We start from the raw sequence: 14,080 nt of genomic DNA, 5'->3' as shown, positions 1-14,080 counted from the left end.
TCGGCTACTTATTCGATAAGCTATAAACGTAGGTTGCGACAACGTGGATCTTATCTTCACCCAATGTTTTATCAAATGCCGGCATCACACCGTTGCGGCCGTGATTAAGCGTTTCTGTTACAGCGCGCTGACTGCCGCCATACAACCAAATATTGTCGGTAAGGTTTGGCGCTCCAATCATCTGGTTGCCTTTACCATCCATACCATGGCACGCTGCACAGGCGGCAAAGCGAACCCTACCCGCATCGCGCAATGTTTCATTCACTTCACGCCCGCTCAAGCTTAGCGTGTACGCCACAATTTCTTTGATACCCTGTTCACCAAATGGTGCTAACCAACCGGGCATAACGCCTTGGCGACCATTAACAAGGGTCTCTTTGATCTTATCGCCGCTGCCACCGTACAGCCAATCATCGTCGGTTAGGTTGGGGAAGCCGCCATTCTGACCGCGCGCATCAGAGCCGTGGCACTGAGCACAGTTTTGTAGGAATAGGCGTTGGCCAACTTTGACCGCTTCCTCGTTATGCATCAGTTCTTCAACCGGAACCTTGGCATATTCAGCAAAGATGGGGTCAAAACGCTCATTGGCGAATTTAATCTCGCGATCGTACTGAACTAATTCATTGTTTGCGATGGCTTCCTGTTGTTTGGCTTTAGACTCTTCAAGACTCAAAATGCCCTGATTTGAACTTGTCCAGCCCAATAGCCCCTTATAGGCACCCAGACCAGGATAAAGGACAAGATAAACTAATCCCCACACGATGCACACGTAGAACAATATCGTCCACCACTTCGGCAACGGGTTATTGATTTCAATAATCCCGTCAAACTCGTGGCCCATACTTTCGCCTTCAGGCACTCCGGTTTTGTTGGATAAACACCATCTTAACAGCCAGTAGCACCCGAAAATTGAACCAAGGGTGATCACTGAAATCCAAATTGTCCAAAACATGCTCATAAGTTTTAAGACTCCTGCTTATTGTTCTTTGCGGGCTGACTATCTTCTTCGTCGGCAAACGGTAAGTTCGCGGCTTCGTCAAATTTCTTCTTATTGCGGCTACTAAACGCCCAAATCACGATGCCAATAAAAGAGACAAATACGATGACAGTAAAAATGCTGCCAATTACACCTTGATCCATCATTATTCTAAATAGGTTCCTAAAGATTGAAGATAAGCGATAAGGGCTTCCATTTCTGTTTTACCTTTTACCGCCGCTTCCGCACCTGCAATATCTTCATCAGTGTAGGGCACACCGAGGTCTTTAAATATTTGCAGCTTTTTACCCGTCATTTTGCCATCAAGCGTATTTTCCGCCAGCCAGGGGTAACCCGGCATATTTGATTCTGGTACCACATCACGCGGGTTGATCAAATGAACACGATGCCATTCATCACTGTAGCGCTCACCCACACGCGCCAAATCAGGCCCCGTACGCTTTGAGCCCCACAAAAATGGACGCTCCCAGACCGACTCACCAGCAACACTGTAGTGCCCGTAACGCTCAGTTTCCGCGCGGAACGGTCTAATCATCTGGCTATGGCAGCCAACGCAACCTTCACGAATGTAAATGTCGCGGCCTTCCATTTGTAATGCCGTGTAGGGCTTCAAGCCTTTGACTGGTTCCATGGTTTGCTGCTGAAACATAAGCGGGGTAATCTGCACCATGGCACCCAAGCTGATCGCAACAAGGATCAAAACGGTGAGCAAACCAACATTTTTTTCAATTAACTCATGTGGATTTTTCATCATCGACTCCTTATGCCGCAGCGCTTGCAGGCTCTTCGCCTAAGCTATGTTTCGGTGCCCGAATGGTCATGTAGGTGTTGTACGCCATGATAAGCATACCGGCTACAACAAACACGCCGCCGATAAAACGCACGACATAAAACGGCTTAGACGCTTCCAACGATTCTACGAAACTGTAGGTTAGGGTGCCGTCAGCGTTCACTGCACGCCACATTAAGCCTTGTAATACGCCAGACATCCACATAGCAACGATGTACAAAACGACACCAATGGTCGTTAGCCAAAAATGCACATTAATCAGTTTCGTGCTGTACATTGAGCGCTGTGCAAACAACACTGGAATCAAATGGTATACGGAGCCAATAGATACCATGGCAACCCAACCGAGGGCGCCAGAGTGAACATGGCCAATGGTCCAATCGGTGTAATGTGATAGCGCGTTTACCGTCTTGATGGCCATCATCGGGCCTTCAAACGTTGACATGCCGTAGAATGACAGCGACACGATCAAGAAACGTAACACAGGGTCGGTACGTAGCTTATGCCAAGCACCTGATAACGTCATGATGCCGTTGATCATGCCGCCCCATGACGGCACGAACAAAATAACCGACATCACCATACCCAGTGACTGAGTCCAATCGGGCAGGGCCGTATAGTGAAGGTGGTGTGGACCCGCCCAAATGTAAAGTGAAATTAACGCCCAGAAGTGAACAATTGACAGACGGTATGAATAAACCGGACGACCCGCTTGTTTGGGGACGAAGTAATACATCATGCCCAGAAAACCTGCTGTTAAGAAAAAGCCAACCGCGTTGTGCCCGTACCACCATTGCATCATCGCATCCACAGCACCTGCGTACAAAGAGTAAGACTTCGTAAACGACAGTGGGATCGCCATACTATTGCCAATATGCAGTACCGCCACGGTAAGCATAAATGCCCCCAAGAACCAATTGGCAACGTAGATATGCGACGTTTTACGGATCACCAATGTGCCGAAGAAATTGATGATATAGGCGACCCAAACCAGTGTGATCAAAATATCAATGGGCCATTCGAGCTCAGCGTACTCCTTACTTCCGGTTATTCCCAATGGCAGTGTAATAACCGCGGCCACAATAACCGCTTGCCAGCCCCAGAAGGTGAAGGACGCTAATTTGTCGCTAAATAAGCGTACTTGCGAGGTCCGTTGTACAATGTAGTAAGACGTCGCAAACAGGGCACAGCCCCCAAAGGCAAAAATTACCGCATTGGTATGAAGTGGGCGTAGGCGCGAATAGGTTAACCAAGGGATATCGAAGTTTAACGCTGGTGCAAATAGCTGCGCCGCTATCAATACACCCAAACTCATGCCGATAATACCCCAGACGATGGTCATGATGGTAAACTGCCGTACTACTTTATAATTATAGTCTGGCTGTGCTTGGCTGATTTCACTCATTTGACGGATCTTCCACTGCAATATAAAAATGTGTTCACTTCTGTTTTTACCTGCGAGCTGTTGCTACCATGCTCAGCACCACAGTTTTAACGGTGCGATACTAAAGCTTTTAAATACATAATGATACCGAAAGAATGAATCTGTTGATCTCGGTCAATAAACGCTACATTGCAGTAAATACAAGGTTAATTATACGTTAATGCACAAGCTTAAAGTGTTCATATTTCCGGCGATAGCGGCCATTTTTCTGACAGGCTATCTCACTAGTACCCACAACTCGCGACAGAGTGCGAAACTAAGTGATGACAGTATAGCAAAGATGCCTGTCTGTTCTATTCAAAATAACCGTTGCGAACTGCACGTTGGACAGCAAAAACTCACTATTCAATTTATGTCGCCGCCAGAGCCAGAAGAGGAGACTCAGGTCGACATCAGCGCCAGCGAGCCGATAAACATCACTTCAGCGTGGGTGGAAGGTGTGAACATGTACATGGGTAAAACGCCATTACTGATCAATCGGGTGTCAACGAACAGGGTCTCCGGCGTATTTTTTCTCGGCAGTTGTCACCAACCGCTGATGCAGTGGCGGCTAATGCTGACACTAGAAAAACAAAAGCACCCGATACAGGTGCTTTTCGAAACGCAACGTTAATGCCGCGATTCCATCACATTTGTGATTGCAAGTAGTTAGGTAAGCCCAGGCGTTTGATCAGATTAAGCTGTTGTTCTAACCAATGTGCATGATCCATTTCCGTGTCGTCCAAGAGAACCAATAGGATATCGCGAGACACATAATCCTCTTCCTGCTCACACAGAGTAATCACTTCACGTAACTTGGCTGCTACCTCATACTCGACACGTAAATCGCTCTCTAACATTTCAGGAACATCTTTGCCGACTTTAAACCCAACACGCGTTTGCATGTCGGGCGTACCTTCCAAAAACAACATCCGTTCAATCAATTTAGTCGCGTGGCTTTTTTCATCGTCAAATTCATGATTTATGCGTTCGTAGAGTTTGGTTAAGCCCCAATCATCGTACATTTGCGCGTGAATGAAGTACTGATCCATGGCAGCAAGCTCATAGCCCAGCAATGTGTTCAAGCCATCAATAACGTTTTTCTTGCCTTGCATGCTATTCGTCCTCCTCTACCTGTGTTTGTAAATAGTTTTCAAGACCCAATGCGCTGATCTGGAACTGCTGAGTTTCTAACCAATCCACATAGTCTTCTTCATAGGCCAAGATACTTTCAAGTAAATCGCGACTGACGAAGTCTTGCTTCTCTTCACAAAGTGCAATGGCACGTTTCAGAAGTGGAATCTGCTCTAACTCAAAATCCATATCACATTGCAACATTTCCGGGGTTTCTTCACCGATGTACAATTTGCCTAATTTCTGAAGATTAGGCAGGCCTTCCAAAAACAAGATGCGTTCGATCAGCTCGTCGGCTTGTTTCATATCCTTGATGGACTTCTTGTAGCTGTGATGGTTTAACTTTTCCAAGCCCCAATTTTTGTACATGCGCGCATGCAAAAAGTATTGATTGATGGAAGTGAGTTCGCTCGTCAGTACTTCGTTAAGTACTGCGATAACGCTGCGATCGCCTTGCATAGTTCACCTAACAATATTGAATTCTTAAGTGAGTATAGTGTACTCCGCGCAGAATATCAAAAAAACCTTTAAAAACAACTATATACACATGATAATGGTTATCAATGTTACCATTGTTAGTAATTCAGTTCGATGGTTGGGCTGGCTCAGCATAATGATCTCGGTCCTCCACAAAGGCCAGGCTTTCCTCAGCAAAACCTAAACCGGCTTCTTTGAAAAAATTAAACACTTTGTCTACGCCATTATCGCGTAGAATTTTGACCTCATCTTCGTAACGGGCTATTGCGGCGACTTTGCCGTGAAAGCGCGTGTGCTTGAGTTGCTTGGCAATATTGATAGAGTCTTCAATACTGGGTAGGGCCAACATCACGAGCTTGACGTTGCTCATATCCAGACTTTCCCACAAGTCTGCATCTTCACCATCGCCGGTGATCACTTTATGGCCCTCTTTTTGAAGTCTGCGTATTTTTACACGGTCGGCGTCCATCCCCCAAACGGCACCATCTGCCAATTTGTTCAATGAATTAAACGCACCCAAGCCAACGCGCCCCATGCCAACCACTAAAAAACGGGCGCTATCCATATGAGGATACTGGTCTTCTACCAAGGGTTGTTGCTTTTCCCAGCGCCTGAACAAATCGTTATTGCGGGAGTAGAGTGTATGGGCCGAGCGATAAGTAATACTGGTCACTACAAAAGACAGCGACACGGCCATAGCAATGATCACCAGCCAATCTGTGCTGAGCATACCCAATGAAACGGCTAGTGCAGCAACAATCAAACCGAACTCACTGTAATTACTCATGACCAGACCGGTCAGGAAGCTGGTGCGGGCACGCAACCGTAATATCGATAGCACGCCAAAGAAAAGAATATATTTGATGGGTAACAACAACGACAGTACTAAGGCTAACCCGAACATTTCCCAATCGGGCAGGGCAGCGAGCCCGATACTCAGGAAGAAACCAATCAAGAATAAGTCTTTAAAACTGAGAAGCGATTTAGCCATCTCTGCCGCTTTGCTGTGTTGAGCAAGTAGTAGACCCATCACCAACGCACCAAGGTCGCCTTTAATGCCAACCAGCTCGAACAGTTGATAGCCCCCCAGCGCAAAAATGAAACCTGTCAGGGGTAATAGCTCACCGTGGCCTGAACTATTGATTATCCGGCTAAAGAGCGGCATGGCAGGTAGTAGCAGGATCAAGCCGATAGCCCACCATTCTGGGAGCTTCCCTGTTGCGATGACCAGAAAAATCACAGCAAAAATATCTTGCATCACCAAAATGCCCATGGCGATTTTTCCATGCCGCGTTTTACTTTCTCCGTTCTCTTCGAGCACTTTCATCACGCACACGGTACTGCTGAAGCTCAGTGCAAACACAATCAATGCCAGAGTGGAAACAGACAGCGCTGAAATAGCCGACAGACCCAATGCGGCAAGCAGAGTTAAACATAAGCCCGCGAGTGCACACCAGAGCCCTGTGTGTAATACACTTCCCAGCCAGACTTCGCGTTTGGCCAGGTCTTTGATATTTAGCTTCAAACCGATGGTGAACAGCATAATCGTTATGCCTAAATCGGCAATGGATTGCAGCGCAGGATTGGTGTTGAAGCCCGCAAAATGCAACGCAAAACCTGCGGCTAGATAACCCACTAGCGGTGGAATACCGAACAGCTTAACCGACAAGCCTAAAATAAAAGCAAACAGTAAAAAAATGTATTCCATAGAAACGCAGTGCAACAAAGTGATGGGCTAAAAGATAAAGGTGTCGTCCCGATGGTTCAACCTTTTCTGGGTGATAAGGCATTCGCCAAAATACGCTAGTGTTTGTCTTTTAATCGCTCAGACAGTGAATTTAATTCCATGAGCAACGCGTTTTCCTTGATCCTGAGCGCACCGAGTTCAAACGTGATTTCGGCCTCACGCTGCTTAACCTGCTCGTAAGTCATATCTCTGGCCGCCAGCGGCGTGGATGTTGAGCTGTTGCTTTGCTGGCGTTCAGCTTGTTGACGCTGAGCACGACTGCGCTCTGCCTTGTCGATTAACTCCAACTTATCCGCAAATCGCGTTAACGCGATACGGTTAATGTTGATACCCAGTTCCACGCACTGTTCCAGCGTCTTGTCGTACTGACGATAGTTGTTCGCGCGAATAAGGCGCTTAACCAACTCAACTTTTTCGTCTTTAATACTCACGCTTGGTCTGCCTGCAATTTTAGAGTTAACGATGTCTCTGGATAAAATGACGTACAGCGTACGCCGTTCTTTCTGGCGCTTCTATCATAGGCATGTGGCCGAGATCCGCCCACACGTGGGTATCACAATCGAGCCCCTCTTGCCAAACGCTCACGCTACTCACATCAATCAATTGATCCTGAGCCCCCCAAATGACAAGGCTAGGGCAGTCAATCGTTTTTAGCTCATCATCAAGATAAGCTTCGGGCTGATTGTAATCGGCAAATATTTTTTCATATTGACGAGCGCGTGCCTGATATTGCCTACCGATGGCACGGTGAACGCTGCCGGGTGCATAGGGCGGGCGAGCCATGACCATGCCATAAAAGCGTTCGAAGTCGTCGTCGCTTTCCATTACAAACGGATTTACGCCCTCCGACAGTAATGTCATTAAAGGGCTGGGCTCTGGCGATTTGACGCCAGCCGGATCAATCAACACGACAGACGAGCAGACGTCCGCATGGAACCGTGCCAGATACGCTGCAATAAACCCGCCCATCGAATTACCGACAACATGCGCACGCGAATGCCCACTGGCTTTGATGAGTTCGACAAGGCGCTCTGCCTGGGCAGTGATGGAGTAATCTGTTTGTTGATCAAAGCCCGTGTCGCCATGGCCTGCAAGATCCGGAATAACGACGTAGTAATCGCGGGTAAAAAAGCGCGCAAAGCGCAACCACACACTGTGGTTGGCCGTAAAACCATGCACAAGCAACAACATCGGCTTTGCACTATCCGCAGAACGCCATACGGCATGCTCAATGCCACCTAAAGTCATTCGAGTTTGCTTCAACCCATAGAGCTTGGCTTCAAACTTATTGCCCTGTCGATAAATCCACGCCCCCGCCCGAGCGTAGTAAGCCCAGTAGACACCAACCAACAGTATAATAAAAAGCAGAATGATCCACATATCAGGAAGCCCTGAACCAACCGGTTATAGATACACGCGGTGTGAGTGCCATTGGCGTGACGTAGGTTACCGAATGAATATGACGCACATCAAACAGACTCAGTGAATTGAATAGTGGCGACCATGCGTCTCTGGGCGTGCCGTCGTTTTCAAAAAATTGCAACAGACCACCCCAATCAGGATGCCAGTTTGGGCTTAAATTTAGGACATAGGCGAGGCGACGTTTTTCCGTATCGTGCACATCTTGATGGCGGGTGAGAAAATGACCGGGCATGTATTTGGTGGCCTGTGCACTGGCTAACGCGATGTCGTCTTTACCGGTTACTTGTCTAATCATGTTAAGCGTTTCGGCGCTATTCAACCACGCCTTTACTGCCTGAAACAGCGCTTCAGACTGTTCGTCGATCAGGTGGCGACCGTAAAGATACCCGACACCTTGCGAACCAAGCTGGACAATTTTCTTGCGCATTTCATGCTGTGCTTCTGGGCTCATCGCCGCTGTCTCACTGGGAGAGAGTAACGCGGGGCGACCATCTTTCACATAAGCGTAGTCGAAAGCATCACTTTTATTTAACGCAGAGAACACTTCCTGAGCCGTTTCGTCAGGAAGAATGTTCGGAATGCGTGTTCTATCATCTTCTGCGTAGTGTTGCTTGATGACATTGAGGTCGAGGTTGGGGTTTATCGTTACCATGTTATTCTAATTATCTTCCTGTACGTTTGATTTTTTATGAGCCCGTGTTAATCCGGAATGATCCTGGTAATACTCAGAGGTCATTTGCAAATCGAGCATTTGTTTTGCCAGTATTTTATTCAACCATGATAGCGGTAACAAGCGCGACGCAAGATTGACCATGCTCGCTTGATTGCCATACACCAACCTCGCCTGGTTACGCATAACGGCATTTGCAATTCGCTTAGCCAAGCACGATGGTGGTGTGGTCAAAAAGCGTTGCTTAAACTGTTGGCTTTCCTGTAAACGCGCGATCTGTGTGTTAATCCCGCCAGGATGCACCAAGTGAACCTGAATATGCGGAAAAATCTCACTCAATTCAGCCCGCATTGCTTCGGTGTACCCCCGTATCGCAAACTTACTCGCACAATAATCCGCTGTGTTGGGTGGCGCAATCAGACCAAAAACACTGGAAACATTAACGATTGCCGCCCAGGGCCGCTGTGCTAAAAACGGCAATGACGCTTTTGACCCATGCACCATACCATAAAAATTGACATTCATAACGCGTTCAAGCGTTTCCTGCGACGTTGCCCAAACCGGCGCAGAAGCGCCTTCAATACCTGCGTTATTAATAACAATATCAATGTTCTGCAGGGCGGCTTCACTGGCAGCCAAAAATGTACACCATTGCTGTTCGTGACTAACATCCATCGGCTGCGCGTAAATACGCGTATGCGGGTATCGTGATTTAACGGCTGACACCGTCTCCTGCAATGCGGTTTGGTTAATATCACATAATGCTAACTGAGCGCTGTGCGCTGCAAATTCAAACGCGAGTGCTGCACCAATACCTGAGCCAGCGCCACTGATCACCACCGTTTTATGCGCGAAGAACTCTTTAGGGTTGGCCATCATTACTCCGTAAAAACGTGATGCTGCGGTTTAAATTTGCGACATAATCGCCTGTAGGTGAAGCTAAAGCCAGGAAACATCGCGGTAACCTTGCCACTTTTGCTCTTATACCATGATTGACACCCCCCGTAATGCCATACGGTTTTGGTCATTTCTTGATGGATATGCTCGGTGTATTCATTTTCGGCCTCGCTCGTTGCTTCAATAGCCGACGCGCCAGAAGACAATGCTGCCTGTATACTCTGACGAATATACGCCATTTGCGCTTCAATCACGAACAGGGCAGACGTGTGACCAATCCCGGTATTTGGGCCGGTAACGACGAAAAAATTGGGAAACTTGGGCACACTCGTGCCGAGATAAGCGCGTGGGAAGTCGCTCCATACGTCGCTCAGCAAGCGGCCAGATTTGCCTATCACCGGGTACGAAATAATGCCGTCAGATGCATCATACCCGGTCGAATAAATAATCACATCAAGCGGCACAGCGTGCCCTTGTGCAGTGGTAACCCCTGATTCTGTAAATGTTGAAATACTGTCGTATTTGTCATGCAATACCACATTACTGCGACCTAAGGCCGGGTATAAACTGCTCGACACGATGATCCGCTTACAGCCAATGGTGAAATCGGGAGTCAGCTTTGCGCGTAGCTCAGGGTCGGGGACTTGGCGCCGCAAATGTTTCTTGGCAGGACGAGCCGCTAGAAGTTTCAGCAACGTTTTAGAGTACTTGAATCCCAGTATGCGAACTTCAAGTAGCCAGTAGATCAGGCGCCGAACTAGCGAATAGGCGAATCGATTCTTAAGCAATCGCCGTTGCCATGGTGAAAAAACGATATCCCAACGGGGCAGTACCCAGTGCGGTGTGCGTTGAAATACATGCAATGCCTTAACGTGTTCTGCGATGGCCGGGATCACTTGGGCAGCGCTGGCGCCACTGCCAATAATCGCTACGTTTTTACCACTCAAATCAATTGAGTGATCCCAGTTATTGGTATGGAAGGTTGCCCCCTGAAACGTTGCCTGATCCTGAAACTTAGGAATGATAGGCGTGCTCAGTGGGCCAGACGCGTTGATCACGAACTGAGCATTAAATTCATCGCCTGCATCGGTTTGAATGAGCCATTGTTTGGCCGTTTCTTGCCACTCAACCCGTTTGACATTTTGATTAACGCGCGTTTTTTGATGCAAGCGGTATTTGCTGTATATCGACTCAGTGTAGCGGCTGAGTTCATCGCGCTGCGCAAACATTCGACTCCAGTCATACGGCTCAAATGACAGCGAATAGAGTGGCGATTGCACATCTACCGCTGCGCCGGGATAGGTATTTTGCGCCCACGTACCGCCGACAAATGCACGTCTTTCCAAAATAATAAAGTCGTCTATACCCATCCGGGCAAGCTCTATGGCAGCGCACTGGCCACCGAACCCACTACCGATAATGACTGCCGTAAACCTATTAACCTTAGACAAGAGACTCTCTTTCTACGCGTTCTTTCACTATACTTTACTGACGCAAGATAAAAGATGCTACTGCTATCACTAAAAACGAACACACTTTGTGTTGCAACTTGGAGAGCCCATGGAACATCGTGCAATACCTATCCTGACGCTACTTTTGTTATTGGCAGGTGTGATCAACGTGGTTTATCACAGCGGCTTTTGGTTCACGGGTGTTGTGGTTATTTTCCTGTCGATGGCGCTTTACGACCGCTTTCAATCAAGCCATTCTATTTTAAGAAACTTTCCTCTGGTGGGGCGCTCACGGTGGATCATTGAATCACTTCGCCCGTTTATTCAGCAGTACGTTCTTGAGCCAAATACTGGCGGCGCGCCCATACAAAGAATGTTTCGCAGTATTGTTTACCAACGCGCTAAAAATAGTCGCGAAACAATTCCCTTCGGTACGCAATTAGATACCTACAGCAATGGCTACGAGTGGATCGGACATTCACTATCAGCGCGTGATGTTGAAAAGCTGGATTGCTCACCGCGTGTCACTATTGGTGGCAAGCAGTGCAAACATCCTTACAGCGCGAGTATTTTAAACATTTCTGCCATGAGTTTCGGATCACTGAGCGATAACGCCATCTTGGCGCTCAATAAAGGCGCAAAGGCTGGCGGCTTTTCTCACAACACGGGTGAAGGAGGCTTAAGCCATTATCACCTCGAACACGGCGGTGACATTGTCTGGCAAATAGGAACCGGCTACTTTGGCTGCCGAACGAAAGAGGGCGGATTCGATGCGCAAAAGTTCAGACAGAATGCGGCTCGTGACGCGGTTAAAATGATCGAAATTAAACTCTCTCAGGGCGCAAAACCAGGCCATGGGGGCATCTTACCCGCTGATAAAAACACCCCCGAAATTGCGCAGATCCGCGGCGTTGAGCCTTACACTCAGGTGGATAGCCCAGCCCGACACTCGGCGTTCAAATCTCCGCTGGAATTGATGGATTTTATCCAACAGCTACGTGAGCTCTCAGATGGCAAACCCATTGGAATAAAACTGGCACTTGGCCGGCGCAGTGAGTTTGTGGCAATTTGTAAAGCCATGTTAGATCGTGACATCAAACCGGATTTTATTACGGTAGATGGTGGTGAGGGCGGCACCGGCGCTGCGCCGCTTGAATACAGTAATTCGATTGGTACACCGCTCAAAGAAGCCCTTGCCTTTGTTGATGATATGCTGCGTGGATTTGATTTACGCAGTGACATAAAACTGATTGCATCAGGGAAAATCATCACGGGGTTTCATGTGATAAAACACCTCGCGCTGGGTGCCGATATTTGTAACAGCGGCCGGGGTATGATGCTTGCGCTTGGATGCGTACAGTCATTGTCCTGTAACACCAATAAATGCCCTACAGGCGTTGCCACTCAAGACAAATCATTAGCCAAAGGGTTAGTGGTTGAAGATAAATTTGAGCGCGTTCGACAGTTTCACCAGAAAACAGTGCACGTAGTCGCTGATATGTTATCGTCAACGGGCCTAAAACACCCGAGCGAGTTAAACCGTACATTCATCTATCGGCGTATTAATCAGGCCGAAGTGAAGCGATTTGATGAAATCTATCCGATCATTGGAGAAGGAAGTTTTCTGACGTCGACGCCCCCTGAGCGCTATAAGCTCGATGTAGAAGAAGCAAGTGCTTCGAGCTTTATGCCGCGCGTACAGCTAAGCAGTGTCGAAGAGGAAGATATTATTCCCGTGGCGCAGGCTTAATATAGAAAGGAAACTTATGAATGATTCAAAAATAGGCCAAATGGGATGGATCGACCTAACCGTTGATAACGCTGATGAGATTAAAGATTTCTACGCGTCCGTGGTTGGCTGGTCAACTCAGCGTGTTGAAATGGATGGATACAACGACTACAGCATGCAAATGCCCGTCAGCGGAAAAGATGTTGCAGGCATATGCCATCGCAAGGGGAGCAACGCTGAATTACCCGCAAAGTGGTTACCGTACTTTATTGTGCAAGATATTGAACACGCACTTGCCAATGTTGTTGCCAGAAATGGTAAGACATTATCTGATATCCGAACTTATGGTAATAGCAAATTCGTGATCATTGAGGATCCCGCTGGCGCGGTGTGTGCACTGTATCAAGAGTAAACTCAATCACTAATGTGATAAAACGCGATACCTTTTAGTGTAACCGAATACGTAATCGATAGCCTGAATGTCATAGCATAGGTACACCATGTTGAAAAATTAATCTGAATGTTCGCTGAGCAAATAGTCAGATTAAATTGGCGTGCTCATGCGCACTAAGGGTTTTGCAATGAAAGGTTTAAGCGTTTTAGTACTGGCAGCAACGATGCTGTTACAGCTCACTCACACTGCTCATGCAGCTGTGATCACCGTAAACTACGACGGTTTTTCGCAAGGGAAGGGCAGGATAAGCCAGTCACTTGACGGCGTGCAACGAAACTCCTTAGCAGGAATGTACGATCTCACGGTGAAATCAAATGACCACTCCTTCTTTGAGCACGATCCGAATAATCCGTCTGGCATTGACGCTTTCTGTGTGGAGTTGGATCAGTTTCTGACCACGAAAGGCGACGTAGATTATAACCTGATGACTGGATTAGACTTTTTCCATGACAGCCACAAAGTGGACCAAATTGGTCGCTTGTACACGGGTTTCTTCCATACACTTGCACAACAAACCACTCAGCGAGAGCAGCGAACCTATAGCGCGGCTTTTCAAGTGGCGCTGTGGGACCTAGTTTATGACTCGTCATCGCCAGACCTGGCTGAAGGTCGATACCAGGCAACATCGAGCTCACCCAGCGGTGTGATAAGCTTGGCATCAAATTGGCTCAGCAAGCTTGGCAGCATTACTAGCAATTTTAATGTATTTGTTTTACAGAGCGACACGTCGCAGGACTTGCTCTTAGTTAACCCCGCGACTAATCCCACGCCGAATGCTTCAGTGCCTGAGCCTGCCACCGCGGCATTGTTTGCTATCGCACTCGGGTTTGCTATTCATTTGCGCCGTAAACAGGCAAAGGCGGGTGTCGTTACTTTTTTAGGAAAGTGA

At 47.7% G+C, this 14,080-nt stretch carries 16 protein-coding genes; 4 read left to right on the top strand and 12 right to left on the bottom strand.

Annotated elements, in window-relative coordinates:
* Nucleotides 1-4: 4 nt before the first annotated feature.
* Genes ccoP through ccoN form a run of 4 tightly spaced genes read right to left on the bottom strand, consistent with a single transcriptional unit; the run spans nucleotide 5 to nucleotide 3,192 of the window.
* The gene (gene ccoP / locus KIU71_RS07835; protein ID WP_214130674.1) at nucleotides 5-958 is read right to left on the bottom strand and encodes a cytochrome-c oxidase, cbb3-type subunit III; all 954 of its coding nucleotides are present in this window, start codon (nucleotides 956-958) and stop codon (nucleotides 5-7) included.
* A 5-nt stretch (nucleotides 959-963) separates the two neighbouring features.
* Nucleotides 964-1,140 carry a cbb3-type cytochrome oxidase subunit 3 gene (locus KIU71_RS07830; RefSeq protein WP_214131017.1) on the bottom strand — a complete coding sequence of 59 codons (177 nt, stop codon included), beginning with the start codon at nucleotides 1,138-1,140 and terminating at the stop codon, nucleotides 964-966.
* Nucleotides 1,141-1,142: 2 nt separating this feature from the next.
* Nucleotides 1,143-1,748, bottom strand: coding sequence for a cytochrome-c oxidase, cbb3-type subunit II (gene ccoO, locus KIU71_RS07825; RefSeq protein WP_214131016.1), 606 nt, complete (start codon nucleotides 1,746-1,748; stop codon nucleotides 1,143-1,145).
* A 10-nt stretch (nucleotides 1,749-1,758) separates the two neighbouring features.
* Nucleotides 1,759-3,192: a cytochrome-c oxidase, cbb3-type subunit I gene (gene ccoN / locus KIU71_RS07820; RefSeq protein WP_214130673.1), complete on the bottom strand. Its 1,434-nt coding sequence runs from the start codon at nucleotides 3,190-3,192 to the stop codon at nucleotides 1,759-1,761.
* 199 nt (nucleotides 3,193-3,391) lie between these two features.
* Here ccoN and KIU71_RS07815 point away from each other — a divergent pair, with 199 nt between their 5' ends.
* Nucleotides 3,392-3,844, top strand: a complete 453-nt coding sequence (locus tag KIU71_RS07815; protein WP_214130672.1) for a hypothetical protein — start codon at nucleotides 3,392-3,394, stop codon at nucleotides 3,842-3,844.
* 13 nt (nucleotides 3,845-3,857) lie between these two features.
* Here the strand turns inward: KIU71_RS07815 and bfr (KIU71_RS07810) are convergent, their stop codons facing one another.
* From bfr (KIU71_RS07810) to KIU71_RS07775, 8 genes are all read right to left on the bottom strand, one after another.
* Nucleotides 3,858-4,325: a bacterioferritin gene (gene bfr, locus KIU71_RS07810; RefSeq protein ID WP_214130671.1), complete on the bottom strand. Its 468-nt coding sequence runs from the start codon at nucleotides 4,323-4,325 to the stop codon at nucleotides 3,858-3,860.
* Nucleotide 4,326: 1 nt separating this feature from the next.
* The gene (gene bfr, locus KIU71_RS07805) at nucleotides 4,327-4,803 is read right to left on the bottom strand and encodes a bacterioferritin (RefSeq protein WP_214130670.1); all 477 of its coding nucleotides are present in this window, start codon (nucleotides 4,801-4,803) and stop codon (nucleotides 4,327-4,329) included.
* Between the two features lie 124 nt (nucleotides 4,804-4,927).
* A complete protein-coding gene (locus KIU71_RS07800) occupies nucleotides 4,928-6,529 on the bottom strand; it encodes a cation:proton antiporter family protein (RefSeq protein WP_214130669.1) in 1,602 nt (533 codons plus the stop codon).
* A gap of 95 nt (nucleotides 6,530-6,624) precedes the next feature.
* On the bottom strand, nucleotides 6,625-6,999 hold the full coding sequence (locus tag KIU71_RS07795; protein WP_214130668.1) for a hypothetical protein: 375 nt from the start codon (nucleotides 6,997-6,999) through the stop codon (nucleotides 6,625-6,627).
* Nucleotides 7,000-7,024: 25 nt separating this feature from the next.
* Nucleotides 7,025-7,948 (bottom strand): alpha/beta fold hydrolase, encoded by a 924-nt coding sequence (locus KIU71_RS07790; RefSeq protein WP_214130667.1) that lies wholly within the window; start codon nucleotides 7,946-7,948, stop codon nucleotides 7,025-7,027.
* A 1-nt stretch (nucleotide 7,949) separates the two neighbouring features.
* Nucleotides 7,950-8,642, bottom strand: coding sequence for a 2OG-Fe(II) oxygenase (locus KIU71_RS07785; RefSeq protein ID WP_214130666.1), 693 nt, complete (start codon nucleotides 8,640-8,642; stop codon nucleotides 7,950-7,952).
* Between the two features lie 6 nt (nucleotides 8,643-8,648).
* Complete coding sequence (locus tag KIU71_RS07780) at nucleotides 8,649-9,536, bottom strand: SDR family NAD(P)-dependent oxidoreductase (protein WP_214130665.1); 888 nt, start codon at nucleotides 9,534-9,536, stop codon at nucleotides 8,649-8,651.
* A gap of 2 nt (nucleotides 9,537-9,538) precedes the next feature.
* Nucleotides 9,539-11,008: a flavin-containing monooxygenase gene (locus KIU71_RS07775; protein WP_214130664.1), complete on the bottom strand. Its 1,470-nt coding sequence runs from the start codon at nucleotides 11,006-11,008 to the stop codon at nucleotides 9,539-9,541.
* Between the two features lie 109 nt (nucleotides 11,009-11,117).
* Between KIU71_RS07775 and KIU71_RS07770 the strand changes: the two genes are divergently transcribed.
* The 3 genes from KIU71_RS07770 to KIU71_RS07760 all read left to right on the top strand — a co-directional run bounded on the left by KIU71_RS07770 (nucleotide 11,118) and on the right by KIU71_RS07760 (nucleotide 14,080).
* On the top strand, nucleotides 11,118-12,758 hold the full coding sequence (locus KIU71_RS07770) for an FMN-binding glutamate synthase family protein (protein ID WP_214130663.1): 1,641 nt from the start codon (nucleotides 11,118-11,120) through the stop codon (nucleotides 12,756-12,758).
* Nucleotides 12,759-12,774: 16 nt separating this feature from the next.
* Nucleotides 12,775-13,149 (top strand): VOC family protein, encoded by a 375-nt coding sequence (locus tag KIU71_RS07765; protein WP_214130662.1) that lies wholly within the window; start codon nucleotides 12,775-12,777, stop codon nucleotides 13,147-13,149.
* 169 nt (nucleotides 13,150-13,318) lie between these two features.
* The gene (locus KIU71_RS07760) at nucleotides 13,319-14,080 is read left to right on the top strand and encodes a PEP-CTERM sorting domain-containing protein (RefSeq protein WP_214130661.1); all 762 of its coding nucleotides are present in this window, start codon (nucleotides 13,319-13,321) and stop codon (nucleotides 14,078-14,080) included.

This window comes from Alteromonas oceanisediminis (assembly GCF_018474025.1).
GTDB classification, from domain to species: Bacteria; Pseudomonadota; Gammaproteobacteria; order Enterobacterales; family Alteromonadaceae; genus Alteromonas_E; species Alteromonas_E oceanisediminis.
This window is presented reverse-complemented; position numbering and strand designations above follow the sequence as displayed.

Coding starts and splice junctions, on each gene's coding strand:
- ccoP (WP_214130674.1), bottom strand. CDS start 958: ATGAGCATGTTTTGGACAATTTGGATTTCAGTGATCACCCTTGGTTCA.
- KIU71_RS07830 (WP_214131017.1), bottom strand. CDS start 1,140: ATGGATCAAGGTGTAATTGGCAGCATTTTTACTGTCATCGTATTTGTC.
- ccoO (WP_214131016.1), bottom strand. CDS start 1,748: ATGAAAAATCCACATGAGTTAATTGAAAAAAATGTTGGTTTGCTCACC.
- ccoN (WP_214130673.1), bottom strand. CDS start 3,192: ATGAGTGAAATCAGCCAAGCACAGCCAGACTATAATTATAAAGTAGTA.
- KIU71_RS07815 (WP_214130672.1), top strand. CDS start 3,392: ATGCACAAGCTTAAAGTGTTCATATTTCCGGCGATAGCGGCCATTTTT.
- bfr (WP_214130671.1), bottom strand. CDS start 4,325: ATGCAAGGCAAGAAAAACGTTATTGATGGCTTGAACACATTGCTGGGC.
- bfr (WP_214130670.1), bottom strand. CDS start 4,803: ATGCAAGGCGATCGCAGCGTTATCGCAGTACTTAACGAAGTACTGACG.
- KIU71_RS07800 (WP_214130669.1), bottom strand. CDS start 6,529: ATGGAATACATTTTTTTACTGTTTGCTTTTATTTTAGGCTTGTCGGTT.
- KIU71_RS07790 (WP_214130667.1), bottom strand. CDS start 7,948: ATGTGGATCATTCTGCTTTTTATTATACTGTTGGTTGGTGTCTACTGG.
- KIU71_RS07785 (WP_214130666.1), bottom strand. CDS start 8,642: ATGGTAACGATAAACCCCAACCTCGACCTCAATGTCATCAAGCAACAC.
- KIU71_RS07780 (WP_214130665.1), bottom strand. CDS start 9,536: ATGGCCAACCCTAAAGAGTTCTTCGCGCATAAAACGGTGGTGATCAGT.
- KIU71_RS07770 (WP_214130663.1), top strand. CDS start 11,118: ATGGAACATCGTGCAATACCTATCCTGACGCTACTTTTGTTATTGGCA.
- KIU71_RS07765 (WP_214130662.1), top strand. CDS start 12,775: ATGAATGATTCAAAAATAGGCCAAATGGGATGGATCGACCTAACCGTT.
- KIU71_RS07760 (WP_214130661.1), top strand. CDS start 13,319: ATGAAAGGTTTAAGCGTTTTAGTACTGGCAGCAACGATGCTGTTACAG.